We start from the raw sequence: 2,877 nt of genomic DNA, 5'->3' as shown, positions 1-2,877 counted from the left end.
ACCCCAATTGCCTGAACTCTTGGGGTCATGAACTTCGAGATCAAGAAACCTGCCGGTCTCGAAGACCATCCGCTTGGTGGACAAGATTACTGGCCCGGTAATCGCCATTGCCGTTTCGCTGGAAGGATCGAAAGCCTTTGAATCCTCAAAGAGCGGTTGGGATGATGCTGGACCTATCAATATCCACATTGCGATTAGCAGCATCAGGATCGATCGACACATTTGGTTCTCCATTGTGCGAAGTTGTTTGAAAACTTTAAAACACCTGTTTGCTATGCCATCGAATGCAGCGAGTGTCTCTGCCCATGGTTTCGAATGCTGCGCGCGCGATCAAGATCCGAGAAGGGCTCGGTGCGGTCATTGGCAGGTTTTTTTTAAGAATGTCTACTTTGCCGACTTTGCGGTCTGTCAGAAAAGGGAAAGAACCCGTGCGAGTTTTCCTGCCTTCGAACGTTAAGTGTCAGCGAGGTTCAAACGGCGCAGCGATCAGGCCGATGGCCAGATAAGGTTCAAGATCAAAACGACGATGAAAATGATCGGAAAGAAAATCAACGCTTGTTGAACTTTTGAACGGTTCTCAAACCAACCCATACTTCTTACAGCCCAATATGCGCCACCACACAAAAGACCCGTGACAATCGCGTGCAACCAATCCATTAGCAGTCCTCCGCAGGCAGCATAGTCACATCAGAGTAGCGACCATCCGCCGTTGTTATCCGCGCGCAAGCGCCAGTATCACGGTTAAACCAGAATGACGTGAGACCCTCGGAGCGGATCAACTCGTACCCGAGGTTCTGTATGCCCATCTCCGCTTGGCCGGCACGTGCTCCTTCGAATGCAGTCAAATCGCTTGAACTGCCAATAGCAGGTTGGCCCGGTTCGGTAGAAGTGCTTGGAGTATCACATGCGACAAGGCCAAGTGCTGCAAATCCAGCCACAAAGGGAACAAATGACTTCATTGGATTTCCTGCTTGTTGAACTCGGTGGCTACTCGATGCCGATACCAATATCAAAGGTGACCGGTTGCGCCCCGGCGTTTAGGACCTCGACCACATGATCGCCAGACTGCCAAAGTTGGCCTCGATAAGGGGTATCAGAAGAGATCAGGTCTAGAAGGAGCGAGCCATCCGGGTTGAAAATTTTGTAGTCCAACGCGCCACCGTGGGAACCCACGTCCACGCGCATGAACTGACCATCTGCTGCGCCGAGCACGTAGCTCACTGATGTATTCGGGTTCAAAGTGCCCGACATCGCTGCGCCGCTGGTACCTGCCGCGAATTGGACCCGTTGGGTTCCTGAAACTACGGGTAAACCGCCGGACCCCGCCATTGCGCCTTGGCCGTCATCGGCGGCCTGCGCGACGCTGAGTTCAGCGACTTGACCGTCGTTGGACACAAGACATCTCCAGACTGTCTCGCCTTTGTCTTGCAGCATGACGAGCGAATTTGCTTCGGAAAACTCTGTAGACAGAACAGTGCCGCTTTGTCCGTCCGGCCCACCCACAGAACGCAATTGGTCGATGCAACTGTCAATCGCGTCCTGTCCGACGTCAGCGGCCGAGGCGAACGTCGGCGAGATACAAAGAGACAAAGCCAGAACCTTTGATCGCATAACTAAACTCTCCTGGTATTAATTAGACACCGCCGCGTCGCGCAGTTGCTGCAATACGGCATCACATTCGCTGGCCGCTCCGACGATCGCATCCCCGTTTTCTTCCGCGTCCGGGGTCAGTTCTCTCAGGTTAGTGACAGCACGGTTAAAAACTTGATCGACCTGTTCTTCTGTCAGAAGGCCCTCCTGTTGCGCTGCATTTGCAATCCCACAAACACCGGCTGAAAGCCCGGTAGCGATGCCCATTCCAGCGCCACTGCCGATGCCCAGCATCCCGCCACCAATACCGCCCACAAGCAGCCCTATAACCAGTCCCAAAATCAGTTTACCCATTTGTTTTGTTTCCTAATGCTCTGAGGTTTGTCACCATTACAGAGGCTAATTTGCTCTATTCTTTTTCCTGCATAATCTCACCAAAATCACCAAATTCACCGACGGCGCCAGTATTGCTAACAGTGGCCTGACGGTCTCCGGCGCAAATTCAATTGCAAGAACCCACGGTAGGCCCAAGGGTAGCAGAAATAGCCCAGACAAGGGATCTCTTGGCTGTTCAAACCAGCCGAAGGTTCCTGTCATAAAGATGAAACTCGCGCCTGCCAACAGCAACATGAAAACCCAAATCGCGGCTTTGCACAGCATCAGTCATCGCAACGTTCCAGCAAGCTATTTCGCAAAACTAGAGCGTTCCTTCGTTAGTAAGCGACATTATACCGTCTGTGGAGCCGTCACTGTAAGCGATGCACTGCCATGGCGCGCGGTCCGGTCCGACGCCGACGCGCACAAACGTCCCGGCTTCAGAGAACTCCGAACCGAGCAGTGCCACATCCGGATTGTTGGTTGTCGCAGTGACATCACGCAAGCAAGCTTGCTCCGCCGCGTTTGGTGCCGCCGACGTAGCACTGGTTGTGCTACCTTCATCACAAGCGGTGAGAAGTGCAACCGCTGGAAAAGCCAAAAGAAAGTTTTTCATAATGTACCCTGTTTCACGTTGACCTAGGAAAGCGCCGAGGCGCTTTCTCCGGGATCTTAATTTTGTCCCATATTCAACAATACGGTATTCACTTGGTTGGTCAAATTTTTGCGATTTGAATACGCTACCTAATTCAGTCCAATCAAATTGTGTCCGCTTCGGGGTCAGGGCAAACGTTCGATGCGTAGTAGGGCCATAGGCCGGATAAACGGCAGCTTCGGGCTCAAAGCCGTCATCCGACGGCATTAGCGATTAGACCGGTTTGTGGTTGCGAGCGGTCATTGGGGCCGCTCTCA

General features: G+C 52.8%; 5 protein-coding genes. All 5 read right to left on the bottom strand.

Annotated elements, in window-relative coordinates:
• Positions 1 to 204, bottom strand: a 204-nt coding sequence (locus AC2FNL_RS09005) for a hypothetical protein (RefSeq protein ID WP_496833222.1), incomplete at its 3' end; no start/stop codon positions are given.
• Between the two features lie 282 nt (positions 205 to 486).
• Complete coding sequence (locus AC2FNL_RS09000; protein WP_217358689.1) at positions 487 to 657, bottom strand: hypothetical protein; 171 nt, start codon at positions 655 to 657, stop codon at positions 487 to 489.
• A gap of 330 nt (positions 658 to 987) precedes the next feature.
• Positions 988 to 1,611 (bottom strand): hypothetical protein, encoded by a 624-nt coding sequence (locus AC2FNL_RS08995; protein WP_093964952.1) that lies wholly within the window; start codon positions 1,609 to 1,611, stop codon positions 988 to 990.
• 18 nt (positions 1,612 to 1,629) lie between these two features.
• Positions 1,630 to 1,944, bottom strand: coding sequence for a hypothetical protein (locus AC2FNL_RS08990; RefSeq protein WP_093964951.1), 315 nt, complete (start codon positions 1,942 to 1,944; stop codon positions 1,630 to 1,632).
• Between the two features lie 343 nt (positions 1,945 to 2,287).
• Positions 2,288 to 2,827 (bottom strand): hypothetical protein, encoded by a 540-nt coding sequence (locus tag AC2FNL_RS08985; RefSeq protein WP_254445162.1) that lies wholly within the window; start codon positions 2,825 to 2,827, stop codon positions 2,288 to 2,290.
• Positions 2,828 to 2,877: the final 50 nt, after the last annotated feature.

The sequence above is a fragment of the Ruegeria sp. CRTD044 genome, from assembly GCF_059613485.1.
The sequence above is the reverse complement of the archived record's forward strand: the minus strand, read 5'-3'. Positions and strand labels throughout refer to the sequence as shown.